Here is a 25,168-nt window from a genome sequence, read left to right on the forward strand (position 1 = left end):
GGTAATGAATAGTCTCAAAGTCTGCATCGACAGATTACGCCGTTACTGGACACGTAAAAACCGGGTTTTCCTCGTCGTTGTGGCGGTGGCAGCGCTGGGAACCACCAGCTTGCTGGCTACCGCGCCACGCCACGATCCCAGGGCGGTTGAGGAAAAAATCTGGCCGGTAACCATGGTGGCTACCGAGTCCGGATTGTTACAGGCGCAACTGGACTTGTTCGGGCGAGTGGAAACGCCGCGGCACGCGGAACTGGGCGCAGGTATCGATGCCGAGGTACTGCAGGTACATATTGCCGAAGGAGAGCGTGTGACGGCCGGCCAGTTGCTGGTGTCACTGGACGCCGCAGATGTGAAAGTGCAGCTGCGCCGCCAGCAGGCGGTGGTTGCTGAACAGGAAGCGGCGGTAGCATCCCTGGCGCGGGACTTTGCCGCCGAGCGCACGGTGCTGGCTCACCTGCAGGAGTTGCGGCAGCTTGGCGCCGTGCGTCTGCAGCGATTTCAATCCCTGCACGCGCGGCAACTGGTGGCAACGGAACAACGTGACAGTCTACAGCAGGACATGGCGCGTCTGAATATCGAGCTGGCGCAGCAGCAGGCACTGGTGGACAAACACCCCCAGCGTCGCGCCAGTGCCGAAGCCGCTTTGGAGCGAGCCCGGGCAGACCTTGACCAGCAGCGGTTACAATGGGCGCGCAGTGAGGTCCGGGCCCCATTTGATGGTCGTATAAGCAGCCTGCAAACCAGCGGCGGCGAACGGGTTCAGCGTGGCCACGCCCTGCTGAGCCTGTTCGACAGTAGTGCACTCCAGGTGCGTGTCGCCTTGCCTGCAGGAGCGGCGGATAGTCTGCAGGCGGCGCTTGCACGCCAAGAGCCGGTTAACGCCATGCTCACCGGCCATGGAATCCCCGCGCAATTATTGCAGCTCGCGAGCGCCGTGGAACGTGGTGCCAGCGGTACCGAGGCCCTGTTTCAGTTGGCGCCCGGGGTTGGCGCGGCACTGGACCTGGGCAGGGTAGTGGACATTCGCATTACGCTACCGGGCAGCGAAGCGATGGTGGCGCTGCCGCCGCAGAGCCTCTATGAAAACCGGCGTATATTCCTGGTAAAAGACGATCGCCTGCAGGCCCTTGCGGTAGAACCGGCGGGACGGCGACAAAATGCCCATGGTGAGATGGAAGTGCTGGTGAAGGCCAGCGCGCTGCCGGAAGATGCCCACGTGCTCGCCAGCGACCTGCCGCAGGCGGCGTCAGGGCTGCGTGTGAAAGCGGTTCTTCTGGATCCAGACGGTGAGCCGCAGGTTGCGGGCTGACGGTTTGTATCTGCTAAAATAGGCAGCCATGGATGTCGCTCGTGTGAGCGGCCGACTGTTACCCCCGCTAAAGGAAAGATCATGTCGAAAGATGATGCAATCGAAGCCGCCGTGCTGCGCCGCCGGTTGGCTCACCTGGACAGCCGCAAGGACGTGCAGAATATAGAGCTGATGAACCTGGCGGGTTTTTGCCGCAACTGCCTCGCCAAATGGACTGTGGAGGCAGCCGGGGAAGAGGGTGTTGAGCTGTCTTACGAGGCGGCCCGGGAGCGGATTTACGGCATGCCCTACAGTGAATGGAAAGCGCGTTATCAGACCTCGTTGCCAACAGCGGGCGGCGAGGATGCCGGTTTGCCCGGATAAAACCGGCGCAGCAGTGCTTTACAGTCCTCTCCCGCCAGATACAGCGCCGGTACCATCAGCAGGGTAACGAACAGGGCAAATAATACGCCGAACGCCAGGGACAGCACCGCGGGTTTGAGGAACTGGGCGTCTGTAGAGCGCTCTGCCATGATGGGTATAAGGCCGACAAAGGTGGTGACCGTAGTCAGCAGGATAGGGCGAAAACGGGCGACCCCGGCCTCGATTACGGCGTCCACCGTGCTCAGCCCGCGCTCGCGCAGTCGCCCGATATAATCCACCAGTACCAGGTTGTCATTCACCACGACGCCCGCCGCGGCACCAATGCCAAAGTAGGAAAACAGCGCCATGGGTGTGCCAAATAACAGGTGGCCGAATACCGCGCCCATGAAGCCGAAGGGAATTGCGGTCATGATCAGCAGCGGCAGGGCATAGGATCGGAAGGCCACGGCGATCAGGGCATACATCATGAACAGCGCAATGGCATAAAGGGCGACAATTTTGCTGAAGAACTCCTGCTCTGTTTCCTGCTGCCCACCGCGCAGGATTTCAAGATCGGGATAGCGTTCCTGTAGTCCCGGCAGGAACGCCTCGCGCAGGTCACTGTTGATATCACTCACCAGTTCCGGGGCCGCTTCTGCAGAGATCTCTACCATGCGTCCACCATCGCGGCGCTGAATGCGCTCGGCGGCGGTGTTGACTTCAATATCCACCACCGAGAGCAGGGGGACTGCCCTGCCATCGGCTGTGCGTACCCGGAAATGATCCAGGCTGGCCAGGTTTTCGCGCACTGCGGCGGGATAGCGAGCCATTACCCTGACGTCACCATACTCGCGTGGCAAGCGCTGTACCTCTTCACCATAATACGCCTGGCGGACCTGGCGCGAGACTTCGGCCAGGGTGATCCCCAGTTTTTCAGCGCCGGGTCGCAACTGCAGGTGCATCTCCTGGGTGCCGCCGCGCAGGCTGTCGCGAATGTAATAAGTGCCACTGTAGGTGCGCAGTTGTTGTTGCAGTTCCGAACTGGCAGCCTGCAACAGGTCAAGATCCCGGTGCCGCAACAGGTACGTCATTGCCGGGCCCTGGTTGTTCAGGGTGTAATTGACCTCGATTTCCTCGGCATCGGGGATGTCACCCACCAGGGCCCGGAAGCGCTCCGCGGCCTCCTTGGCGGACAGGCTGCGTTGTTCCGGCGGTGACAGGCGCACGATGGCAACGACACTGTCGCGACGCGAGCGTGTGTACCAGCCTTCAATGAGTTTGCCACTGCTATTGTTGGTAAGCGCCTCTTGCTCTACATCCCGGATGAGCTGGCGCTCGGCTTCCTGCAGTTGTTCCAGTACCGCCAGGGCGCGTGAGTAGGGCGCACCGCTGGGCATTACCACGTTGATGTAGATCTGCTCGTCCTGCACTTCGGGGAAAAAGGTGAATTTCACCCAGCCCGCGGTAAACACCCCCAGGCTGATGATGAATGCAGTAGCAAACAGGCTGCTGGTCAGGTATCGGTGACGTGTGGCCCACAGCAGCAGGCGGCGGTAGTGGGTATTGGCGAAGTGTACGATGCTCTCTTCAATACGCTTTTGGCGCAGGCGCCAGCCGCCGAGGTGCTGCCGGTGTTCCAGGTGCCGCAGGTGGGACGGCAGGATGAAAAACGTCTCAATCAGGGAAATGGTCAGCGCTACGGTGATCACAATGGAAAATTGCCTGGTCATTTCACCGCCCTCAATATCGAGGAAGAACCAGGGCGCAAAGGCGATCATGGTCGTGAGCACGGCAAATACCACCGGCCGTGCCACCGCCTGGGCGCCCTTGACCGCGGCATCAACGCTGTCACCACCCAGTTGGGCATGATGGTGAATGCTTTCACCGACCACGATGGCGTCATCAACAACAATGCCGAGCACCAGCAGGAAGGCAAACGTAGACATGATGTTGAGCGAGACGTCATTCGCCGGCAGCAGGGAAAACGTACCGAGGAAGGCGACGGCGATACCTCCGGTAACCCACAGGGCGACCTTGGGCCGCAGCGACAGGATAAGCACCAGGAACACCAGTAACAGTCCCATGACGGCCGAGTTACCGATAGTGGACATACGGCTTTTGTAAATGTCCGCGGTATCAAACCAGAGGGTGAGCTCCACGCCCTGGGGCAGGCCCGGCCGGGCTTCTTCCATCCAGGCCTTGACCGCATCGCTGGCCTGTACCACCTGCATGTTGTCGGTGGACAGGATCTGGATCAGCACCGCGGGTTCGCCATTCATGGTGGCGAGGATATCGTTCTCCTCATAGCCATCGTCAATTCGCGCCACGTCGCCGATACGGACGATGGCGCCCTCGCTGGTCTGGCGCAGTACGATGTTGGCAAATTCAGCGCTGTTGTCCGCGAGGTTGCGCGCACGCAGGCGCACATCGCCGGTGGCGGTGCGTACCTGGCCGGAAGACAGGTTGATTGAACTCGCGCGAATGGCCGCGGCCACCTCGTCAAAGCTCAAGTCATAGCGACGCATGGATTCTTCAGAGAGCTCCACGGTTACTTCCTCGCGGCGCACCCCGAACAAGTCAACGGTGGAAACATAAGGCAGCGCCGCCACTTCGTTGCGCAGTCCTTCAGCCAGCCGGGTGAGCTCCCGTTCCCCCACCTCGCCGTGCACGGCGATACGGATCATCTCTTCGCGGAACTGGAACCGGGCAACCTTGGGCGGCTCGCTATCGCGAGGCAACGCGGTGATCCCGTCCACCCGGTTTTTGACGTCGTTCAGGAATTCGTTGATATCCACATCGGGATAGGTGGCAACGTTCAAGCTGGCCTGGCCTTCCGCTGCCGTCGCGGAGACGCGCTTGACGTTATCGAGGTCCTTCAGGGACTCCTCGATACGGATGATGATTTGCTCCTCGACTTCCTGGGGTGCGGCCCCTGGCCAGGTAACCTCAATCTGCACCTGCTTCAGCTTGAATTGCGGGAACGCCTCGCGCTCCATGGCAACAAAACCCAGGAAACCTGCGAGCAGGATGCCAATCATCAGCAGATTGGCTGCTACCGGGTTGTGCGCCCACCAACTGATCAGACGTTCCATCGCTGTTGCTCCGCGCTATGGCGCCGTTGGGGCGGCGGCGACTTCGGCGCCTGGCTGGGGTATGGCAAGCAGTGCCATACCCGGTATGGCATTGCGGATGGCGGAAACGATCACCTGCTCGCCCTGCTGCAGCCCACTGGCGATGACCACGCGTTCACTGTTGCGGTGCAGCACGGTGACCATGCGCGAGTCGAGCCGACCTTTATCATTCACCACATGAACCCGGTCGCCGGCGCGCAGGGCCGCCGGTGGAATGACCAGGGCGCGCTCGAGTTTGCGGGCCGGAATTACCGCTTCCACGAACAGGCCGGCGGCCATCGGCATGCCGTTTACGGAGGCGCCCTTACCGTAGGGATCATTGACCTCCGCCATGGCATAGAGCATTCGCGAGTCCGGATCAACAGCGGCATCAAGGCGCAGCAGATGGCCGTGCCACTGTTGTTCCCGGCCGGCCACGACAGCGCTGAAGGCAACGGGTAAAGCCTCCCCCTGCGCGGCGATAAAGCCTATTGGAAGGTCCAGGGATGCCAGCTGCGAATCCGACAGGGGCAGGCGTATTTCTACCCGGTCGGTAGCGAAAGCCCTGCCCAGGATACTGCCGGGACTGACATACTGGCCGATGTTGGTACGGGTGCTCAGCAGTCGCCCATCAAAAGGCAGAGTGATACGCGTGCGTGCCACGTTGACCCGAGCCTGTTCGAGTCGCGATTGCGCTGCCTGCAGCCTGGCTTTGGCTTCTGCCACCTGGGGTTTTTTCAGGGCCAGGTCGGAGGCTCCCGGATCATTGCGCAATTGCTTGCGGGCAACATCGGCATCCGCCAGTGCCTGTTGCACCCCAACCTCGGTCCCGGCGACCTGTGCCCTGGCCTCGCTTAGTGCAAGTCGATAGTCGGTGTCTTCAATGATAAGCAGGGCTTCGTCAAGATCAACACGACCGCCCTCGGTGAACTCGGGGGATACCCAGGTCACACGCCCGCCAACCTGCGCCACCAGATCCAGCTCCGTTGCCGCACGTACTTCGCCCTGGGTGACAACCTCCAGCGCCAGCGACTGCTCCTGCACTGTGGCGGTATAGACGCTTATCGGGCGCGTGTTACCTTCCCTTTGCTCCGGCTTCGGCGCGGTGGCATGCAGCAGCATATAGGCGGCTGCCCCCGCAACCAGAGTCAGTACGGGTGCCAGTAGTTGTTTTTTTGTTATTGCCATTCTCTGCCTTTGGTGCCGCGAGCGGATTAATCCGTAACTCTTCCATCCGGTACGCCTGCGCAGGAATCGTCGGGTTGAAGAGGTGGTACCCAGTGGTTAAACGTTGGATAAGGCCAGACACTCAATGACGATGTGACTTATTTACAGTATTGAATGACAATAGCCGAATCTTTGGCGCACTGGTGAGGAATTGTGATGGATTTGGCGACAAACAGTCTGGGTGTTGGTCGTAGGCCTGCTCTGCTGTTGGTGGACATGATCCGGGGTTTTACCGACCCCGCCTGCCCATTGGGAAGCGAATGTGAATCAGTAGTGGCTGCCAACATCGCCCTGCTGGCGGTGTTTCACGAGCGCCGGTTACCGGTATTTTTTACCACCGTGGTCTACCACAGTCCCGACCAGGCCAGGGTGTTCCGCCAGCGCGTGCCGGCCCTGAACGTGCTCACCCCGGAGTCGGATTGGGTGCGGCTTGACCCCCGCCTGCAGTGCCTGCCCGGGGACGTAGTGGTCGAAAAACAATGGGCCAGCGCATTTCATGGCACGGACCTCGATTATCAGCTACGCGCCAGCGGTGTCGATTCCCTGGTTGTCACCGGTCTCACCACCAGTGGTTGCGTGCGGGCCACGGTAATTGATGGCCTGCAATATGAGTACCCGGTTGTGGTAGCAAGGGAGGCCGTGGGCGACCGTAATCTGGATGCCCATGCCGCCAATCTACACGACATGAACGCCAAATACGCCGACGTTGTTTCGTTGGAGGCGGTGCTGGAATTGTTGGGTTAAAGGCTTTATTGGCGCCACCGGATCTTACCTGTCGGCTTGCCTTAATCTCCGCCACAGCGTCGTGGCACTGATCCCGAGGTGTTTCGCGGCCCGCGCCCGGTTGCCATCGAAGCGTTGCAGGGCAGTCATAATCATCTCCATCTCAGCTTCCCGTAGGGGTGTCTGCGCTGCGGCTGTTTTACCTGCGCTTTGCCGGGAAGGGGCCGTACTTTGATTTACATCTGCGTAGAGCTCGGGTGCGATATGCGGTAGCCAATCGTGCAGGCTTGCGGCGGTATCATGGCCAATGAGGTGAGTGACAATCCGCTCGGTGACATTCTCCAGCTCCCGCACATTGCCCGGCCAGCTATACGCTTGCAGCGTTGCGCCCAGATGTTCCAGGATGGCATCTACCGGTATGTCGATACCGTAGTCCCTGGCCTGGGTGAGCAGCAGCCAGTCGGCTATGGGCAGGATGTCCTGCCGGCGCTGGTGCAGGGGCGGGATTTGCAGGTTCAGCACATTCAGGCGGTAGTAAAGGTCCTGCCTGAAGCGGCCATCGGCCACCAGTTGTGCGAGGTCGCGATTGGAGGCGCAAACAAACTTTACATTCAGCGGGATTTCCTTATTGGTGCCCAGCGGTCTCAGCTTGCGCTCCTGGATAATGCGCAGGATTTTTGCCTGCTGCGTCAGTGGCAATTCACTGATTTCGTCGAGAAAGAATACGCCGTTGTGGGCCGCCTGCAGCAGTCCGGTGCGGCCACCCTTGCGTGAGGCGGTAAACGCGCCGTCGGCATAGCCGAACAATTCGCTTTCAAACAATTCTTCGGGGATCGCGCCGCAATTGATGGCGATGAACTCACCATTGCGGAAGTTGCTGCGCTGGTGTATCTCCCGTGCCACCAGCTCCTTGCCGGTACCCGATTCCCCGGTAATGAGCACCGTGCCTCTGGTCCGGGCATAGGCGCTCACCAGCTGGTCAATCTTCGCCATGGTTTCCGAACGGTACTGTAATTTACCATTATCCGATGCCACGCCAGCGGCAGCAGCACGGTCGCGCTCGACCGGTTCCTCCGAATCGCCGCCTGTACGCAGCGTGTAAACATAGCCTTGTTCCGGCTGTTCGGGAGAACACAGGAAACGTTTTGCCAGGCAGGGTTGTTGGTTAATGATGACGCTTGCTCGCTGGTTTTCCCGCTCAATATCCTGCAAGGCCAGGTGCAGCTGGCTCGCTGCCTGGCTGATCTTGTGGGTATCGTTCATTCCCAGTGATTCGAGTTGGCTGCGGTCATAGGCCAGCAGTTCCCCCGAAGGATCTGTGATCAGGGTTGCAACACTGTTATTTGCCAGCGCAGCCTGTTTCGCGCGGCGGGTAAGCTTGCGTGTCTGTGCTGTAATGCCGACAGCAATCGCGTCCTGGATCAGTGTGCGGCAGGATTCGCTGGAGTACAGCAGCAAACTCTTGACGTTTTCCTGCTCGGCCAGTGAGCAGACGTAGCTGGAGCCAATGATCAGCGGATAGCCTTTTTTTACCGCCAGATAAACCATCGCCCGCGCTTCATCCGCGGTTTCATAGCGGGCGTGATCAATGTCGGCGCTGAACAACGGTGTTAGCGCCTCCAGTATGTCGGAGTGGTCGCCATTGCTGATCATCATGATGCGATTTTCCAGCGCGGAGGCAGTACCAAGTGCCTTGATGATATCGCGATCGCTAACCGGGAGGCTGAGCACGGGCAGGTCAATACGCTGTTTCAGGTATTCACTGTTGGAGCCCGCGCTGACCACCACATCGGCGTGCTGGTATTGCAGGATACTGTTGATGGTTACATCTTTCTCGAATACAAAATCGAGGATTTCAATCCGGGCGCTACTGGCGAATTCCGGGCTGACCACGCTAATCAGCTGGCTCAGTTTGCGAAAGCCCACCACCAGAATGGTGGGGCGGTAATCCCGTGCCAGTTGCCAGTCCACATAGCCTCCCTGTATCCAGTCTGCGCTGGTGGAAGCTGCTGCGTTCGCCTCCATTGCTGTTTCAAAATGAAAAAATCATTATGAAACAAAACTGGCTAAAGATGAAATATAAAAAAATGGTGTGCTGCCGGGTAATTGCTGCCCTGTCGAGCCCTGATTACCTAACCTGCTGAAAAACAGAGTGATATCTTTATCTGCGAGGCGGCTGTTATGGCTTTCCTGATTTGGCACGATAAATGCTGTTGACAACATGAGAGGCAATCTCTTCGCTGGGGATAACAAATGACGATGGGGATATCGACAATGAATACCAGAAAAAGATGGGTGGCACTCGGGGTCGCCGCTACAGTGGCCTGTGGCGCGACACCACTGGCATATGCTCAAGGCGGTTTTACTCTGGAAGAGGTGGTGGTTACTGCCCGTAAACGTGCGGAGAGCCTGCAGGAAGTGCCGATTGCGATCACTGCCATTGACGAGCAGACGTTGCAGCGTGCGGGCGTCGAACGCCCCGGTGATTATATCGGCCTGATTCCAAACGTAACGATTGTGGATACCGCCAACGTGGGCGATACCCAGGTCAGTATTCGCGGCATCGTATCCACCCGTGATGCCGAGTCCACTTTTGCTTATGTGGTGGATGGTATTCTCAGCACTAATCCCAACAGCTTCAACGAAGAGCTGTTTGATGTTCAGCAGGTTGAAGTCCTGAAGGGGCCTCAGGGTGCACTGTACGGGCGCAATGCTGTGGCGGGTGCCATTCTGGTGACCACCAAGGCACCGACCAACGAATTTGAAGGGAAGGTTACGGCGGGTGCCGGCAACCAGGACCTGCGCAAGGTCAGTGGCACGATCAGCGGTCCGATCATCGATGATACTTTACTCGGTCGTTTGTCTTTCAGTACGCGCCAGGACGATGGTTCCTATTCAAACACCTTCTCTGGACGTGATGGTGTGGTCGACTTTATCGAAGACGACAGTTTTCGTGCCCGGGCAATCTGGGATGTCAGCCCTGACCTCACCCTGGATTTTCGAGCGGGTTACTCCGAAGTAAAAGCCGGTGCCATCAACTTTAATGCGGTATTTGCTATTCCGCAGTTCGAGGCCGTGTTTGGCAGCCCCGCGTTTTTTGCGGATGTAAACCAGATGGACGCCAACTTTGTCTTCAACGTGCCTGGTGAAAACCAGCAGGAGACCAGGGACTTTGCAATCAAGCTGGACTGGGACCTGGGGTTCGCCGACCTGGTGGCGAGTGTCGCCTACAATGACCTGGAAGAGTATCTGTTGTCGGATGGCACCAGTGCGACCTTTTATGGTTATGAATTAACGCCCGCTTGCCAGAGTGACCGGGCAACCCTCAACAGCTTTACCCGACCGGATTTGTTCGGTGAATTTTTCCAGCCCTTCGGTGTCTTGCCGCCGGGTGCGGGCAACGATTTTGTGGGTGTCTATGGTCCTTACACCCCCACTTCCTGCGATGGCTATCAGTACCAGGAGCGTAATCAGGAGGATGTCAGTTTTGATGCCCGCCTGGTATCCAATAACGACGGCCCCATCAACTGGATTGCCGGTGTCTATTTTGCCGAAATAGAGCGCGAGGTGGTCATCGCCTACGGTGCCGATCAGGGGCAGGGTTTCCTGCGCCAGCCCTATGTTGACCCCACCGGTCCAAACCCCACCGACCTGTTGTTCTGGGATGAGTTTGATACCAGCGTACAGTCGGTGTACGGCCAACTTGAGTTTGACCTGAGCGAAACCATGGAGGTTGCGCTGGCGGTGCGCTACGACCACGAAAACCGCAAGGTCATGAACCAGGTGCCCAATGTGAGTGGCTCCGGTCTTAATATCAACCTGCCGGGTAAAATAAACCCGGCCCTGGAAAATAACCCTGATGGCGTGCCCGACCGGGAGACGTCATTCAGCCAGTGGCAGCCCAAGCTGACCTGGAGTTGGCGTCCTGTTGACGATGTCACCGTCTTTGCCAGCTATGGTGTCGGCTTCCGCAGTGGTGGCTTTAACTCCGTGGGTACGGATGATCTTTTGTCTTTTTGGTTTAACAGCGGATTCGGTGGCCCCGGTGAAGCGGTGGATGCGGACCTCAAGGTGCGCGATGAATACAACAAGGAAGTATCGGAAGCCTTCGAGTTGGGATTCAAGACCGAGTGGCTGGATCGTCGCTTGCGAGTGAATGCCTCATTGTTCCGTACCGATGTCGAGGACAACCAGTTCTTCGAGTTTTTTGCCGGGCCTTTTGGTTTGCTGCGCGCGGTGACTACCATCGAAGATATCTATATCCAGGGTTTTGAGGCCGATTTCAGCTTCGTGGCGACTGAAACCCTTACCGTCTATGGCGGCCTCGGTTTGCTTGACTCCCAGATCGAGGAAAACCGGAACCGGCCTGCATCAGTAGGAAATGATGTGCCGCAGGCGCCGGACAGGACAGCCAACCTGGGTGCCGAGCTGGTCTATCCGCTGGCTTCGGGCATCGACCTGATGGCGCGCGTAGACTGGCAGTATACCGGCGAGATGTGGTTCCACACGCTTCAGGGTGAGCAGACGCCGACGATATGGAATGCCTTCTTCGGTCCTGGTTTCAACCAGGATTTCTCGCGCGCCAGCCGGGACGCTTACGACACCGTAAACCTGCGCGTTGGCCTGGAGGGTGAAAGCTGGACGGTTACCGCATGGGGACGAAACCTGACTGATGAGAAGTATCTGCAGGAAATCATTCCGGCGGCCGAGTTCGGCGGTACCTTCAATCATCCGTCCGCACTGCGCACCTATGGTGTGGACTTCAGCTACCGCTTCTGATCGCCGGTGGTAACTGAACTGAAGCACGCAACCCGTTGAGGGTACCAGGAGCCGGCTTTAGGGTCGGCTTTTTCTTGGCTCTCAGCCAAGCAGGCATAATAAAGGAGTTGTTCATTGAAGAAGGCACTCGCGGGGATACGTATCCTCGACCTGACCCACATGTTATCCGGACCCTATGGTGGCATGATCCTGGCGGACCTGGGTGCGGAGACCATCAAGATCGAGCCCTTGCAAGGGGAGGGTACCCGCAAGCTTCTGGCAAGCGACCCCAAAAATTCCCTGGGCGGAATGGGTGCCTACTTCATTACCCTCAATCGTAATAAGAAGAGTGTGGCCATTGATCTCAAGAGTGAGGCCGGACTGGCCCTGTTCTATGAGTTGGTGACAAAGGCGGACATCGTGCTCAGCAACTTTGGTGCCGGTGTGCCGGAGCGCCTGAAGATCGATTTCGAGACACTCAGTGCGATCAACCCGCGTATCATCACCTGCACCATTTCCGGGTTTGGCTCCGACGGGCCCAACTACCAGCGCCCGGCCTTCGATCAGGTGGCCCAGGCCACCGGTGGCGGCATGTCCATCACCGGGACCGATCCAGCGCATCCGGTGCGCGCAGGCATTCCCATCGGCGACCTGGGCGGTGGCATGTTCGGGGTCATGGGCCTGCTCGCGGCGCTGTACGAGCGGGAGCGTAGCGGCAGTGGGCAACACGTGGATATCTCCATGCTCGACTGCCAGATCTCCATGCTCAATTACATGGCGACCATGCACTTCCTGTCGGGGGAGGATCCGTACCCGATCGGTAACTCTCATTTTGTGCACGTACCCTACGACACGTTTACCTGCTCTGATGGGTTTATCGTGATTGCAGTGATAACCGACAATTTCTGGCAGAATCTGAAGACCCTGGTGCAGATTCCCGAGTTCAATAACGCCGATTATGACGGCCAGCCGGGACGTTTCGCCGACAGGGAGTTCATCAACGGGAAGCTGAACGAAGTATTGGTCGCCAATACATGCAGTTACTGGATTGCCGAGCTTGAGGCGAGGCGCATTCCCTGCGCCCCGGTGAACAAGTTCAGCCAGGCGCTCTCGGATCCGCAGGTTCTGCATCGCAAAATGGTGGTCGACTTGCAGCATCCCGATGGCAGCAGCACCCGCGGTCCGGGCAACCCGATCAAGCTGTCGCGTACCGGTGCCGAGGAATTTGCGCCTGCGCCACTGCTGGGGCAGCATACCAGCGAGGTACTTTCGGGGCTGCTGGGTCTGACCCGGGAACAGATTGAAGCCATGAAGGCGGACGGAGTGATAGCTTGATGCGCGAACAGGTGATCATCAACGACGTCGGCCCGCGGGATGGTCTGCAGAACCAGGGTCAAGTGTTATCCGTCACCGAGCGTCTGCAGCTGATAAAGGCGATCCGCGCCTCGGGGCTGGACCACATTGAGGTCGGCAGCTTCGTGTCGCCGAAAGCGGTCCCGGCGATGGCGGGTACCGGTTCGGTCTTTGCGGGCCTGGCACAGGTAGGTGCCGGCCATTACAGCACCCTGATCCCCAATATGCGCGGTTACGAACTGGCTCGCGATGCCGGGGTCAAGACCGTGGTAATGGTGCTCTATGGCAGTGAGGGCATGGCGCGCAAGAATGTGAATATGAGTCGGGAACAGGCCGACGAGGTAACCGAAGCCATTCTGCTGCAGGCACAAGGGGATGGTATCGCGGTGATCGCGACCATCGGCGTCGCCTTTGGTTGCCCTTTTGACGGCCCCGTGGACCCTGGCCTGGTGGCCGATGTGGCCGGGAAGTTTCTGGGTCTTGGGGCGAACCGGTTTGTGCTTGCCGACACTATCGCCGCTGCCAACCCGCTACAGGTACGCGAACTCACCCAGCGATTGGTGACGGAGCATGGCGCGTCGCGCCTGGGTTGTCATTTTCATGATACCCGCGCCATGGGGCTGGCCAATGTGTTTGCGGCAATCGAGTCGGGAATCCGTTACTTTGATGCCTCCATCGCAGGCCTCGGTGGTTGCCCGTTTGCAACCGGCGCGGGCGGCAACGTGGCGACCGAGGATGTGGTGATGATGCTGGAACAGATGGGCTTTATCACCGGTATTAACCTGGATGCCCTGATGGTGGCGTCCGATCTGGCACAGCAGCTTACCGGTACCGCACCCGGCGGGCGCTCCAAGGCCTGGCTTAAACCGTGGCTGGCCAGGCAAAGCGCGGCTTGCGCGGACTGATGACACACAGCTTACTGGAAATGAGGAAACACCGATGAGTTACCGTCTTGGCGTGGATGTGGGTGGCACGTTCACCGACCTGCTGTTGATTAATGAGGAAACCGGGGCAACCCATACTGCCAAAGTGCCGTCCACGCCCGAGGATTCCTCCATCGGTGTGCTCAATGGTATTGCCCGTATCTGCGACGAAAGTGGTATAGATCCCACTGCGATCAACCGGGTCATGCACGGCACCACTGTGGCCACCAACGCCGTACTCACCGGGCGCGGAGCCGTGGTCGGCCTCGTCACGACGGCGGGCTACGAGGACACGTTGCAGGTCGCACGCTCCTATTGTCCCGGTGGCCTGGGTGGCTGGGTCAGTTTCATCAAGAATCCACTGCTTGCGCCACTGGAATTGACCATCGGTGCTCACGAACGGCTGGCCTCGGATGGTAATGTGATCAGGGCGCTGGACGTGGATCGCCTGCGCGAGGACCTGCAGGCGTTGCACGCCCGCGGCGGTATCCAGGCCCTGACCATCTGTTTTATCAACGCCTACATCAACGGCGAACACGAGCGGCAGGCCAGGGACATTGCGGCGCAGATCTTCAGCGATATCCCTATTTCGATTTCCAGCGATGTCGTACCGGAAATGCAGGAATATGAACGCACCGAAACGACGGTGGTGAACTCTTATGTGCGCCCGGAGGTAGCCACCTATGTGCGCAACCTGCAGGCGGCCCTGGAAGAGCGCATGGGCGGCAATACCCAGCTTGCCATTCTCCGCTCCGACGGAGGCCTGGCCTCGGCCCGTGCGGCGGAAGAGTCCCCTGTCAATCTGCTGATGTCCGGCCCCGCCGGCGGTGTGGCTGGTGCCATCTATTTTTGTAGCCGCGCCGGCTTCGATAATATCCTCACCTTCGATATGGGCGGCACGTCCACAGACGTCGCCCTGATCCAGAATTCCAGGGCCCGGGTACGCCGTGAGACCATTGTCGGCGATGTACGGGTGCGTGCGCCGTCGGTTGACGTGCGTACCGTGGGTGCCGGTGGCGGTTCCATCGCCTTCGTGCCCGAGCTGACCGGGGCCCTTCGTGTAGGCCCGGAGTCAGCCGGTGCCGTGCCCGGCCCCGCCTGCTACATGAAAGGGGGCCTTGAGCCTACCGTTTGTGACGCCAATGTGGTGTTGGGTTACCTGCCCGCGGATGTGCAGTTGGGTGGCAAGATGCAGATCAATCACGACGCCTCCGAGGCCGCCGTGCAAAAAGTGGCGGACGCCATGGGCATTCCCCTGATGGAGGCGGCCGAGGGGATTGTGCGCATCGTCAACGAATCCATGTTCGGCGCCCTGCGCCTGGTATCGGTTGAGCAGGGTTATGATCCCCGTGATTTCGCGCTGGTAGGCTTTGGTGGTGCGGGGCCGCTGCACGCCAATGCCCTGGGTATTCTCACCAACGCCTGGCCGGTGATTGTTCCTCCCGGCCCGGGGGTGTTGTGCGCCTATGGTGATGCCACCACCCAGGTGCAGGACGAGGCAGCACGTACCTACCTGATGATGGCAGGTGACCTGACCAACGAAAAACTGCTGGCGGACCTGAAGGAGCTGCAGGCACGCGCGGGTGAGTCACTGGTGGCGGATGGCATTCCCGCCAATACCCACGAGGTCACCTTCCAGGCGGATTTGCGCTATGCCGGCCAGGCCTTCCAGATTACCGTAGACTTTACAGAGGCCGAGTTGCGCGAACGTGGCGTGGCTCTGCTTACCGACGCTTTTGACGCCGAACATGAGCAGCTGTTCACCTTCAAGCTCGGCGACGGCCACGAAGTACTGATGATCCGGGCAGTAGCCAAGGCCCGCACCGCGGCCATAGCCGAGTTGCAGGTGGGTGCGGCCGGTAATAGCCTGGAAGACTGCAAGATTCACGAAAGCCGTTTTTACGCAGGCGGGAGCTGGCACGACAACACGCTTTATGACCGCAGCAAGTTGCACGAGGGCCTGGTGGTTCCCGGCCCTGCGATCATCAATGAGATGGACTCCACGACAGTGATCCTGCCGGGCTACGAGGCCCGGGTGGATGCTGTCGGCAACCTGTTGATCACACCGGCCGCCTGAGGGGATTAGCCATGACAGCACGAATTATCCAGACCAATAACAACGCCCTGGCCACTGTCGAAGTAGACGGTGTCACCGTGGATATTATCGAAAATGCCTTGCGCAATGCCCGCGAGGAAATGGACGCGGTACTGTTCCGCACAGCCATGTCGCCGGGTATCCGCGAGCAGGGCGACTGTTTCCCGATGATCGCCAATCGCGACGGCAAAATGGTGGTGGGCCAGTTCGGCTCCTTTATCGGTCCTTTCCTGGAAGCCTACGATGCGGATATCGAGGAGGGCGATATCATCCTCACCAATGATCCTTACATGTGCAATGCCGCTGTTTCACACTTACCTGACTGGGTGGTGCTGGTACCGGTATTCAAGGAGGGTCGACATATCGCCTGGTCCGCCATGTTCGGCCACATGTCCGACAACGGCGGTATGGTGCCGGGATCCATCCCTATTGAAGCCACCTCCATTTTTCAGGAAGGCATCCGCATTCCGCCGATCAAGCTCTACAAGAAGGGCGTGCTGCAGGAAGATATTCTGGAACTGATCCTGCACAACGTGCGTACGCCGCAATGGAATCGTTTTGACCTCAATGCCCTGGTGGCGGCCTGTAACACCGCCGCCCGGCGCTGTGTGGAGCTGGCGCAACGTTTTAGTGACGATGTGTTGTTTTCCACCATGGATGTCATGTTGCAACGCAACTACGATGCCATGAAACATATCATCGAGATGTTCATTCCGGAGCAGCCCCGCGAGTTCGAGGACTACCTCTGTGATGACGGCATGGGCATGGGGCCGTACCGAATCAAGTGCCGTATGTGGCGCGAGGGATCAAAGGCAATCTTCGACTTTGATGGCACTGATCCGCAGGCCCAGAGCTCGGTGAACTTCTTCCTCAATGAAGACATGTTCAAGATGTTCTTCGGCTCTTTCACCATAAACGTGGTAGACCCGCAGATTGTGTTCAATGACGGCTTCTACGATCTGGTGGACGTGCGTATTCCCGCGGGCACACTGCTCAAGCCAAAGTTCCCTGCGGCGCTCTCTGGCCGTACCCACGCCCTCGGGCGGATCTTTGATCTGCTGGGTGCCTTGCTGGGTATGGGGGCACCGGAGCAGATGCTCAATGCGGCGGGGTTTTCCGATTCCCCGCACCTGTTTTTCTCGGGTTACAAGGACGATGGCGAATGGTTCCAGCTGTTCCAGATCGGTTTTGGCGGTATCCCCGGGCGCCCGGTGGGCGATGGTCCGGACGGCCACTCCCTGTGGCCGGGCTTTACCAATGTTCCCAACGAATTCATCGAGAGCTATTTTCCCCTGCGCATCGAGCAGTATGCCACCATTCCCGACTCCGGTGGTGCCGGGTTGCATCGTGGTGGCAATGGCCTGAGTGTGGCCTACCGCTTCCTTTGTGATGGCGACGTGGGTATTCACGACGAGCGCTGGCTCACCTATCCCTGGGGTGTGCTGGGCGGCGAGACCGGAATGCGTTCCACCAAGCGGCTGGTGCGCGCGGACGGTTCCGAACAATGGCTGCCAGCCAAGGCCGAAGGTGTCAAGGTGAAGGCGGGCGATCTGCTGTACTTCAATACCTGGGGCGGTGGTGGTTGGGGCGACCCCTACCAGCGCGACCCGGAGCTGGTGCGCCAGGATGTGCAGCGGCGGCTGGTTACAGCACAGGGCGCGCAACGTTACGGCGTGGTAATTGCGGCCGACGGCAGTGTTGACAGTGCTGCCAGCCGGGCCCTGCGCAGTGAGCGTATTGCCGCACGTGGCGATGATATTCCACTGTTCAACCGCGGTGGCACTATTGAGGAGTTGCGGGCCCGCTGCGAGCAGGAAACACACCTGCCTGCACCCACGCCGCCAACCTTTTCCGCCGCCCGCTAGCGGGCTGGAAGCATGAGCCTGCTGGAGTCCACCGAATGGGCTTCAGCGGTAGTCCGGAAATCGCGATATAATCGCTGTTTTACGTGGATACCCTGCCCATGCTGTCACTACCTTTATCGCGGTTTTTTCCTGCGTTCCTGTGTGTTCTTGCCAGCTTTTCGTGGCAATCCGCCGGCGCTGCCGAAGCGGCCGGGCAGGTGTTCCATAACGCGCGAATCTATACCCTGAACGCCGCGCAACCCTGGGCCGACACTCTCGCCATTGCCGATGATGCCATCGTTTATGTTGGCGATTATGCCGGCGCCGCGGCGTATATCGATGCCGACACGCGGCAGACCGACCTCGGCGGCAAAATGATGTTGCCCGGTTTTATCGACACCCACATGCACGTGGGCGATACCATCCCCTATATTTTTGCTGCGGCGCTGGGGCCGGGAATGAGCCCGGACGAAGCGATCGCCACCATTGCCAGGCATGCGACTGCCTATCCCGAGCAGAATCCCGTGATCGGCAGTGGTTTCCTGGGCGCGGCTTTTGGCGAGCTCGGGCCCACTGCGGCGGACCTTGACCGGGCGGTGCCGGACCGTCCGGCCATTATGTTCGACGAAGGTTTTCACTCCGCCTGGATCAACAGCAGGGCGATGGCTTTGGTGGGCCTGGACGCCGACACAGCAGACCCCGTGCCCGGGGTGCATTATTACAAGCGCTACCCGGACGGTACCCCCACTGGCTGGTTGATCGAGGGTGCGGCATTCAACTGGGTCAGTGAAAAGCTTGAAGTGACCACCGCGGACAGCCTGGAGGCGGGGGCATCCGAATTCCTTGGTACCCTGTCCGCGATGGGCATCACCGCGGCCTTTGACGCCGGCATGATCGATGGCGGTGAGAAGACCCTCGCGCTGTTTGAGCGCCTGGTGGCCGAGCAGCGCCTGCCGCTGCGTGTGGTGGGTTCCCTTTACGTGAACACAGTGCAGAAACTGGCGACTGCAGCGGTCGACTTGGCTGATTTGAATGCCCGCTTCAACTCGGAGTTTTTTGATGTGCGCACGCTCAAGGTGTCGCTGGATGGCACCGTGGAAGCGCAGACGGCCTTCATGCTCGAACCCTACCTCAAGCCGGCGGGCCACCTGGCGCAACCGCTGGTGCCGCCACAGGAGGCCACTGCCGCCGTAGTGCGCGCGGCCGCGGATAATATCGATGTGCATTTGCATACCCTGGGTGACGGCGCCGTGCGCCTGGGCCTGGACATGGTGGAGCAGGCGCGTCGCAGTCACCCCGACACGCACTCCCGCTTTACCCTGTGCCATGTGCAGATCGTTAACCCTGCGGATGTGCCGCGCTTTGGCGAGCTTGGGGTTATCGCCCAGTCCACGCCCAGCTGGTATGTGTACGATGATATTGCCCTGGAGTTTCTCGGTGAGGAGCGTCTGCAGCAGCATTACCCGCTGCGCTCGATTGCCGCGGGCGGCGCCCGCATTACCCTGGGTAGCGATTACCCCGCCAGCTGGATAGGGCTGGATGGGCTGAACCCGCTGTTCAATATTGAAATGGCGCTTACCCGGCGCCCTCCCGGTGACCCGGATTTCATTCCCCAGCCCCGGGCAAGTGAAGTCATATCATTGTCACAGGCGATCCGCGGCTACACGCTGGACGCGGCCTACCAGTTGCACCTGGAGGACGATATTGGTTCCCTTGAAGTGGGCAAACAAGCCGATCTGGTCGTGCTCAGCGATAACCTGTTCGAGCTTGATCCCTACGCCATTCACCGGGCCCGTGTTGTGCTCACCATGGTCAATGGCCGCGTGGTTTATACGGCGGCAGAGTAGCTGTTTGCCTGCGCGACGTCCTGCGGCAACACAAACCAGCGCAGGGCTTCCAGGGCGGGTGGCAGCGCGAGGTCATACGTCTGCATGGCACCCCGGTCTTGCCTCAGTAACTCACGTTCTGCCAATGCCAGCTGCTGCGCCAGTGACGGGCAGGTACCCGTATCGGGTTCGGTGCCGGGGGCTTCCTGCCAGCGCAATGCCGCCAGTGGATCCGGGCGGTTGCGATGTTCGCCCTGGTGGCGCCACACGCCGTGCCCGGCGCTGTACTGGTAATAGGGCAGCAGTCGCCAACCGTGCTCGGCAACCAGCTCCAGCGCCCGCAGCAGATACTCAAATTCCGCTTCGCCAATGAAATAATTGAAATTGAGCCGCACCCAGCCCGGGCGCATCAGGCTGGCACCGGCAGTGATGGCCGCTTCCAGTCGTTTGCTATAGGCCAGGTCCAGCCCGAGCAGGCTGTGGGCATAGGGCCCGGCACAGGAGCAACCGCCGCGGGCCTGGATCCCGAACAGGTCATTCAGCAGTGACACCACGAAGCCGTAGTGCAGGTCGTGCTCGCCGTGGCGGAAGCGCAGGGAAAAAATCGGTAGTCTTGCCGCATCCAGACTGCCGAGAACTTCAATGCCAGGGCAGGCCCGCAGGCGTTGCATGGCGCGCTCCGCCATGGCGCCCTCCCGTGCCTGGATCACATCGGTACCCACTTCCTGTTGCAGTGAGAACACCAGGCCCGCGCGGATTGACTCCACGATTGCCGGGGTGCCACCCTCTTCGCGGCGCTCGATATCGGTGCTATAGACGTGGTCTTCCGGGGTAACGTAGATCACGGTACCGCCACCGACCATGGCCGGCACATGATTGCAAAACAGCGCGCTCTTGGCCACCAGGATACCCGGCGTGCCGGGGCCGCCGACAAATTTATGCGGTGACAGGAATATGGCATCCAGCGGTTGCTCGCCGTTCATGTCTATGCCGACATAGGGTCCCGCCGCGGCGTAATCCCAACAGACGAGGGCCCCATGGCGCTTGAGTAGCGCGCTTACGGCACTGATATCACTTTTTATCCCGGTGACATTGGACGCCGCCGAGAAACTGCCGATTAAGCGGCTGCGGTGCTGGTGCTTTTGCAGTGCCGCGGCCAGTGCCTGCAGGCAAATACCGCCTGCCTGGTCCAGGGGGATGACTTCAAGTTCTGCAATGCTTTCGCGCCAGGGCAATTCGTTGGAGTGATGTTCGTAAGGCCCAATGAATACGACCGGTCGCTCCTCATCGGGTAGCATGGCTGACAGCCGACAGCGGTCGTCCAGTTCCGCCGGCAGGCGCAGGTTCAGTACGTCGATCAGTTTGTTGATTGCCGCCGTCGCCCCCGCGCCACAAAAGATGACCTTATCCGCCGCAGTGCCGTTCACGGCCTTGCGCACCATTTCCCGGGCAGACTCACGCAACGCCGTGGTATGGGCGCCGGTATAAGAGGTGTCGGTATGAGTGTTGGCGTAATAGGGCAGCACCTGGTCGCGAATATAATCTTCGATAAAATCCAGGCTGCGGCCGGAGGCTGTGTAATCGGCATAGACCAGCGGTTTGCGACCAAAGGGTGTGGTGAACGGCTGGTGTTGGCCGATAACGCCCTGGCGAATCTTGTCAATTAACGTATTCATGGGCTGGAGTTCCACCGTCAGTCTGGTTTGTAAGGATCCAGAGCATAACGGCTGTGGGGTGGAACATTGTGCCCTTTTGTGCCTTTTTAAAGATTCTTTACGAAAATATGTTTCAATATAAAGGCATATCTTGGAATATTGTTCCATCAATTATGGGGATGGTGTAAACCAACATGGATTCCATGGACAAAAAGCTGCTGCGCCTGGTCCAGGTGGATGCGTCTCTGTCGGTAGGTGAGCTTGCAGACCGGGTGGGGGTATCCAAGTCTGCCTGCTGGCGGCGGATCCAGAAACTGGAGCAGGCAGGTATCATTCGCCGGCGTGTGACCCTGCTGGACGCGGCTCGCGTGGGCTTGGGGCTTACCGTGTTTATCACCCTGCGCACCAACCAGCATAATGAAGCCTGGGCGCAACGATTTCGAGAGCTTGTACAGGGTATGGCGGGAGTACTGGAAGTGTATCGGCTGGGAGGGCAGCTGGACTATCTGGTGAAGGCGGTAGTGGTGGATATGGCGGACTATGATCGCCTTTACCAGCAGCTGATAAGCGCTGACCTCTCGGATGTGTCCGCCAGTTTTGTGATGGAGGAAATCAAGGCGACCACGGTATTGCCATTAACGTAGGGATATCGGCCGGTACCGCACCACTATGGGTACGGTACCGGAAGGGGCTCAGGCGAAGTTCTTGTTGACGAACTCCCAGTTTACCAGGGCCCAGAATGCGTCCATGTATTTCGGGCGCGCGTTGCGGTAGTCGATGTAGTAGGCGTGCTCCCAGACATCCACTGTCAACAGCGGTGTTACAGTGCTGTCGGTCAGCGGATTTTCAGCATTGCTGGTATTGACAATGGTTACCGTGCCGTCATTGGTTTTGACCAGCCAGGTCCAGCCGGAGCCGAAGTTTGAGACTGCGGAGTCCGTGAATGCCTGCTTGAAGTCAGCGAAGCTGCCAAAGGCATCGTCGATGGCCGCAGCCACATCACCGGTGGGCTCGCCACCACCGTCCGGGCTCATGCAGTGCCAGTAAAACGTATGATTCCAGACCTGGGCGGCATTGTTGAAAACCCCACCGTCAGAGGTGCGGATGATATCTTCCAGTGATTTGCCTTCGAACTCGGTACCGGGTATCAAGCCATTGAGCTTTTCTACGTAGGTGTTGTGGTGCTTGCCGTAATGGTAGTCCAGAGTCTCCTCGGAAATATGCGGCGCCAGGGCATCCCGGGCGTAGGGTAGGGGGGGCAGTTCAAAAGCCATAGTATGTACCTCCAGTTGTACAACAAGATGTTTGGGTGGCCAGCGGCCAGAGCGTATATCGATGTTGTCACCGCTCCCACGAATGCGGGTTGCGGTGCTGTTATTGGTTTTTGTCTAACGCAGAACCAGTATTATAGCTACCTGAGCCAGCCCCGGCCAGTCCACACCAGTCGAGGTGACGGCCTGGAAGGAAATCGGGCGCAGTTGCGGAGATTGTGCGCATGGACCTTAATAGACTAAGGTTGTAGCTGTCTTTCCGAAACGGGGCGCCATTAACGGGCCGCCCAGGCATGAGGTGGCGTTATTATGTTGCTGGCTATTATTCTATTCCTGGTTCTCGTGGGCGCGGTGCTGTTATATCGCCCTGGCCTGCTGCCCGGCTCATTGGCCGTAGCGATCGGCACCGTACTCCTGACCTTTTACCACGGTGGCATGTGGATATTGCTGGTGCCCACGCTGTTGGTGATCGGCCTGCTCAATGTGGGCCAGTGGCGACGGCGTTACCTGGTGGAGCCGGTCTATGCCGCACTGCGCAAGGCGATGCCGCCGATGAGTGTCACCGAGCGCGAGGCGCTTGAGGCCGGCACCACCTGGTGGGAAAAGGATTTATTCAGTGGCCGACCGGACTGGGATCGCTTTGCTGCGATCAATCCACCGGTACTGACTGAAAAGGAACAGTCTTTCCTCGATAATGAAGTCAACACGCTGTGTGCAATGATTGACGAATGGGATGAGCACCAGCGCCAGGACCTTGCACCCGAGGTGTGGGACTACCTTCGCCAGGAAGGTTTCTTCGGCCTGATTATCCCCGAGGAATTCGGCGGGCGCGATTTCAGCGCGTATGCCCAGAGCCGGATCATGAGCAAGATTGCCAGCCGCTCAATCGCCGCGGCCGTAACGGCCATGGTGCCCAACTCGTTGGGCCCCGGCGAACTGTTGATAAAATATGGCACCCAGGCGCAAAAGGAGCACTGGCTCCCCAACCTGGCCAACGGCTCGGAACTGCCTTGCTTTGGGCTCACCGGCCCGGAAGTGGGTTCCGATGCCGGTGCCATTCCGGATATCGGGGTAGTCTGCAAGGATGATTTTGAAGGTGAGCAGGTCCTGGGTTTACGGCTCAACTTTCACAAGCGCTGGATTACGCTGGCCCCGGTGGCCACTGTGGTTGGCCTTGCATTCAAGTTGCGCGACCCTGATGGTCTGCTGGGCGATCCGGAAAAAACGGATTACGGCATTACCTGCGCCCTGTTACCAGCGACTCACCCGGGTGTGGAGATCGGTCGACGCCATAACCCCGGGGCGCCATTCATGAACGGGCCCGTTATGGGCACCGATGTGTTTATCCCCCTGGACTGGATCATTGGCGGACCCGAGATGGCCGGTAAGGGCTGGCGCATGCTCATTGAATGTCTCGGTGCCGGACGCGGGATTTCCCTGCCGGCCCTGGCTACAGCCAGCTCCCAGATGTGTTACCTGACGGTGGGAGCCTACGCGCGTATTCGGCGTCAGTTCAATATGGAAGTGGGCAAATTTGAAGGGGTGCAGGAAGTCACGGCCGATATTGCGGCCGGCGCCTACACCCTGGAGGCGATGCGCCAGTTTGTAACCCGGGGACTGCAGGACGGTACGCCGTCGGTGATGACCTCGATGGCCAAGTACCATGCCACCGAGCGCATGCGCAGGCTGGTGAACCACGCCATGGATGTTACCGGCGGGCGCGGCATCCAGTTGGGACCGCGCAATTTTTTGGCAGCCGGCTATCGTGCACTGCCGGTGGCGATTACCGTGGAGGGCGCGAATATTCTCACCCGCTCGCTGATGATCTTCGGCCAGGGCGCGATACGCTGTCACCCCTACCTGTTCGATGAAATGGAAACCCTGTCTACCGAGAACCGCGCCAGCGGAGTCGCCGCTTTTGAACCCTTGCTGTTGCAGCACGCCGGACATGTCGCCAGTAACCTGGTACGGGTGCTGCTGTGCGGATTCACCGGAGCGCGGTTTACCGCCGTTCCGGCAGATGCCGATCAGTTCAGCCGGCGCTGGTACCAGCGGATCAACCATCTCAGTGCGGCTCTGGCCACCGCGGGTGATACGGCGCTCGGCGTGCTGGCGGGCGATCTCAAGCGGCGGGAATTGCTCTCTGCCCGGCTTGGCGATGTGCACAGCCAGTTGTTCATCGCCTGCAGCATCCTCAAGTACCGCGGCACCCAGCCGCGCAGCCCGTCTGCCGATGCCCACGCCGGTTTTGCTCTCCAGCAGTGCCTGTATGCGGCGCAGCAGGCCCTGCTGGTCTTCTGTGACAATTTCAGGCCGCGGTGGCTGGGCGTGAGTCTGCGGATTGCCTGCCTGCCCCTGGGGCGCGCGTTTCCGACGCCGAATGATGCCAGTATTACCGCGCTGGGGGCTGAGATCATGGAGCCCAACCCGGTGCGCAAAGCAATGGCCGCCCACGTCTATGTCAGCGATAATCCAGAGGATTCGGTGGGTCGTGTGGAAACCACCTATCAAATGCTGCTGACCGTCGACAAGGCATTTCAGGCCTTCCAGCGCGCCTGGAGTAAAGGCGAGCTGAATGCGGATAGCCTTGATGATGCGCTGGCTGAGGCGGTTGCCCTGAAGGTGATCAGCGAGGAGGAGGTAGAACCGCTGCGAGCTTACGATGCCCGCCGTCGCGACTGTGTACTGACAGATCATTTCGAAACCCTGCTATAACCGCCGGCTTGTCGAAA

General features: G+C 59.4%; 17 protein-coding genes. 11 read left to right on the forward strand and 6 right to left on the reverse strand.

What is annotated here, in order from left to right; all coding sequences use genetic code 11:
* Positions 1 to 4 precede the first annotated feature (4 nt).
* Together CWI75_RS06235 and CWI75_RS06240 are read left to right on the forward strand one after the other, a co-directional pair.
* Positions 5 to 1,309, forward strand: coding sequence for an efflux RND transporter periplasmic adaptor subunit (locus tag CWI75_RS06235; RefSeq protein WP_162300008.1), 1,305 nt, complete (start codon positions 5 to 7; stop codon positions 1,307 to 1,309).
* Positions 1,310 to 1,390: 81 nt separating this feature from the next.
* A complete protein-coding gene (locus CWI75_RS06240) occupies positions 1,391 to 1,672 on the forward strand; it encodes a DUF1244 domain-containing protein (protein ID WP_101520624.1) in 282 nt (93 codons plus the stop codon).
* On the opposite strand, the gene CWI75_RS06245 is transcribed toward CWI75_RS06240, so the two are convergent.
* Both CWI75_RS06245 and CWI75_RS06250 read right to left on the reverse strand, forming a co-directional pair.
* A complete protein-coding gene (locus CWI75_RS06245; RefSeq protein ID WP_101520625.1) occupies positions 1,621 to 4,743 on the reverse strand; it encodes an efflux RND transporter permease subunit in 3,123 nt (1,040 codons plus the stop codon). The two genes, CWI75_RS06240 and CWI75_RS06245, sit on opposite strands and share 52 nt — an antisense overlap.
* Positions 4,744 to 4,758: 15 nt before the next feature.
* Complete coding sequence (locus CWI75_RS06250) at positions 4,759 to 5,949, reverse strand: efflux RND transporter periplasmic adaptor subunit (protein ID WP_241521098.1); 1,191 nt, start codon at positions 5,947 to 5,949, stop codon at positions 4,759 to 4,761.
* Positions 5,950 to 6,144: 195 nt separating this feature from the next.
* Between CWI75_RS06250 and CWI75_RS06255 the strand changes: the two genes are divergently transcribed.
* Entirely contained in the window at positions 6,145 to 6,732 is a 588-nt protein-coding gene (locus CWI75_RS06255) for an isochorismatase family protein (RefSeq protein ID WP_101520626.1), read from the forward strand.
* 24 nt (positions 6,733 to 6,756) lie between these two features.
* On the opposite strand, the gene CWI75_RS06260 is transcribed toward CWI75_RS06255, so the two are convergent.
* Positions 6,757 to 8,736, reverse strand: a complete 1,980-nt coding sequence (locus CWI75_RS06260; protein WP_101520627.1) for a sigma 54-interacting transcriptional regulator — start codon at positions 8,734 to 8,736, stop codon at positions 6,757 to 6,759.
* Between the two features lie 24 nt (positions 8,737 to 8,760).
* A complete protein-coding gene (locus tag CWI75_RS18315) occupies positions 8,761 to 8,934 on the reverse strand; it encodes a hypothetical protein (protein WP_155523007.1) in 174 nt (57 codons plus the stop codon).
* A 51-nt stretch (positions 8,935 to 8,985) separates the two neighbouring features.
* On the opposite strand from CWI75_RS18315, the gene CWI75_RS06265 reads away from it, so the two are divergent.
* The 6 genes from CWI75_RS06265 (at position 8,986) to CWI75_RS06290 (ending at position 19,531) form a co-directional block, all read left to right on the forward strand.
* A complete protein-coding gene (locus CWI75_RS06265) occupies positions 8,986 to 11,490 on the forward strand; it encodes a TonB-dependent receptor (RefSeq protein ID WP_101520628.1) in 2,505 nt (834 codons plus the stop codon).
* A 114-nt stretch (positions 11,491 to 11,604) separates the two neighbouring features.
* Complete coding sequence (locus CWI75_RS06270; protein ID WP_101520629.1) at positions 11,605 to 12,804, forward strand: CaiB/BaiF CoA transferase family protein; 1,200 nt, start codon at positions 11,605 to 11,607, stop codon at positions 12,802 to 12,804.
* Positions 12,804 to 13,727, forward strand: coding sequence for a hydroxymethylglutaryl-CoA lyase (locus tag CWI75_RS06275; RefSeq protein ID WP_101520630.1), 924 nt, complete (start codon positions 12,804 to 12,806; stop codon positions 13,725 to 13,727). Before CWI75_RS06270 ends, CWI75_RS06275 begins: the two co-directional genes overlap by 1 nt.
* 34 nt (positions 13,728 to 13,761) lie before the next feature.
* Complete coding sequence (locus tag CWI75_RS06280; protein WP_101520631.1) at positions 13,762 to 15,822, forward strand: hydantoinase/oxoprolinase family protein; 2,061 nt, start codon at positions 13,762 to 13,764, stop codon at positions 15,820 to 15,822.
* 11 nt (positions 15,823 to 15,833) lie between these two features.
* Entirely contained in the window at positions 15,834 to 17,705 is a 1,872-nt protein-coding gene (locus tag CWI75_RS06285) for a hydantoinase B/oxoprolinase family protein (protein ID WP_101520632.1), read from the forward strand.
* Positions 17,706 to 17,803: 98 nt separating this feature from the next.
* Positions 17,804 to 19,531 (forward strand): amidohydrolase, encoded by a 1,728-nt coding sequence (locus CWI75_RS06290; protein ID WP_101520996.1) that lies wholly within the window; start codon positions 17,804 to 17,806, stop codon positions 19,529 to 19,531.
* On the opposite strand, the gene CWI75_RS06295 is transcribed toward CWI75_RS06290, so the two are convergent.
* A complete protein-coding gene (locus tag CWI75_RS06295; RefSeq protein ID WP_101520633.1) occupies positions 19,513 to 21,186 on the reverse strand; it encodes an aminotransferase class V-fold PLP-dependent enzyme in 1,674 nt (557 codons plus the stop codon). The genes CWI75_RS06290 and CWI75_RS06295 overlap by 19 nt on opposite strands.
* Before the next feature lie 173 nt (positions 21,187 to 21,359).
* Here CWI75_RS06295 and CWI75_RS06300 point away from each other — a divergent pair, with 173 nt between their 5' ends.
* A complete protein-coding gene (locus tag CWI75_RS06300) occupies positions 21,360 to 21,809 on the forward strand; it encodes an Lrp/AsnC family transcriptional regulator (RefSeq protein ID WP_101520634.1) in 450 nt (149 codons plus the stop codon).
* 48 nt (positions 21,810 to 21,857) lie between these two features.
* On the opposite strand, the gene sodB is transcribed toward CWI75_RS06300, so the two are convergent.
* Positions 21,858 to 22,439, reverse strand: coding sequence for a superoxide dismutase [Fe] (gene sodB / locus CWI75_RS06305; protein WP_101520635.1), 582 nt, complete (start codon positions 22,437 to 22,439; stop codon positions 21,858 to 21,860).
* Between the two features lie 306 nt (positions 22,440 to 22,745).
* On the opposite strand from sodB, the gene CWI75_RS06310 reads away from it, so the two are divergent.
* Entirely contained in the window at positions 22,746 to 25,151 is a 2,406-nt protein-coding gene (locus CWI75_RS06310; protein ID WP_175580200.1) for an acyl-CoA dehydrogenase, read from the forward strand.
* The last annotated feature ends 17 nt before the right edge of the window (positions 25,152 to 25,168 follow it).

The sequence above is a fragment of the Kineobactrum sediminis genome, from assembly GCF_002868715.1.
Taxonomy (GTDB): domain Bacteria; phylum Pseudomonadota; class Gammaproteobacteria; order Pseudomonadales; family Halieaceae; genus Kineobactrum; species Kineobactrum sediminis.

Coding starts and splice junctions, on each gene's coding strand:
- CWI75_RS06235 (WP_162300008.1), top strand. CDS start 5: ATGAATAGTCTCAAAGTCTGCATCGACAGATTACGCCGTTACTGGACA.
- CWI75_RS06240 (WP_101520624.1), top strand. CDS start 1,391: ATGTCGAAAGATGATGCAATCGAAGCCGCCGTGCTGCGCCGCCGGTTG.
- CWI75_RS06245 (WP_101520625.1), bottom strand. CDS start 4,743: ATGGAACGTCTGATCAGTTGGTGGGCGCACAACCCGGTAGCAGCCAAT.
- CWI75_RS06250 (WP_241521098.1), bottom strand. CDS start 5,949: ATGGCAATAACAAAAAAACAACTACTGGCACCCGTACTGACTCTGGTT.
- CWI75_RS06255 (WP_101520626.1), top strand. CDS start 6,145: ATGGATTTGGCGACAAACAGTCTGGGTGTTGGTCGTAGGCCTGCTCTG.
- CWI75_RS06260 (WP_101520627.1), bottom strand. CDS start 8,736: ATGGAGGCGAACGCAGCAGCTTCCACCAGCGCAGACTGGATACAGGGA.
- CWI75_RS18315 (WP_155523007.1), bottom strand. CDS start 8,934: ATGTTGTCAACAGCATTTATCGTGCCAAATCAGGAAAGCCATAACAGC.
- CWI75_RS06265 (WP_101520628.1), top strand. CDS start 8,986: ATGAATACCAGAAAAAGATGGGTGGCACTCGGGGTCGCCGCTACAGTG.
- CWI75_RS06275 (WP_101520630.1), top strand. CDS start 12,804: ATGCGCGAACAGGTGATCATCAACGACGTCGGCCCGCGGGATGGTCTG.
- CWI75_RS06280 (WP_101520631.1), top strand. CDS start 13,762: ATGAGTTACCGTCTTGGCGTGGATGTGGGTGGCACGTTCACCGACCTG.
- CWI75_RS06285 (WP_101520632.1), top strand. CDS start 15,834: ATGACAGCACGAATTATCCAGACCAATAACAACGCCCTGGCCACTGTC.
- CWI75_RS06290 (WP_101520996.1), top strand. CDS start 17,804: ATGCTGTCACTACCTTTATCGCGGTTTTTTCCTGCGTTCCTGTGTGTT.
- CWI75_RS06295 (WP_101520633.1), bottom strand. CDS start 21,186: ATGAATACGTTAATTGACAAGATTCGCCAGGGCGTTATCGGCCAACAC.
- CWI75_RS06300 (WP_101520634.1), top strand. CDS start 21,360: ATGGATTCCATGGACAAAAAGCTGCTGCGCCTGGTCCAGGTGGATGCG.
- sodB (WP_101520635.1), bottom strand. CDS start 22,439: ATGGCTTTTGAACTGCCCCCCCTACCCTACGCCCGGGATGCCCTGGCG.
- CWI75_RS06310 (WP_175580200.1), top strand. CDS start 22,746: ATGTTGCTGGCTATTATTCTATTCCTGGTTCTCGTGGGCGCGGTGCTG.